Raw genomic sequence first — 492 nt, 5'->3', positions numbered from 1 at the left:
TTATCAATCTTACCTTCTGCTGCCAGCAGGCCACGGTAATTACAAGCTTCTCAGATCTAGAGGACATCGGAAAGGCGCACATCCTAACGCTCCATGGTGGCCACATGCCCGTGGACGAGTTGGAACAGGTAGACGGCAGGGCAGAGGCCCTGAAGTTGATCCTCAACGAGCACGGTACCGTAACCCCCTATGGGGTGGTCTATGATAACGGTATGGAGCTGGAACAGCTCTACACGGAGGGCGGTCCCTTCCCGGACTATCTTGACCGGGAGTTCGTCATACTCCTGGAGGCATCCTCCGGCGAGGGGCAGAGCACTCTGCTGATCCTGCCGGACAGCCCGGCCAGGCTGGAACGTCTCCTGTGCCGCACCGGTATACGGGACAGCCCCCAGGTACACTCCAGGGTAGCGGACAGCACCCTGCCCGACGAGGTCATCCGCAGCATTCCGGCGGAGCGCCTGTCCATCAATGGCCTCAACCGGCTGTGCCGGG

General features: G+C 60.8%; 1 pseudogene. It reads left to right on the top strand.

The window, feature by feature from the left end:
- Positions 1-492: pseudogene (locus tag HMPREF0372_RS05125) on the top strand (hypothetical protein); the annotation flags it as partial.

Source organism: Flavonifractor plautii ATCC 29863 (genome assembly GCF_000239295.1).
In the GTDB taxonomy this organism is placed as follows: Bacteria; Bacillota; Clostridia; order Oscillospirales; family Oscillospiraceae; genus Flavonifractor; species Flavonifractor plautii.
This window is presented reverse-complemented; position numbering and strand designations above follow the sequence as displayed.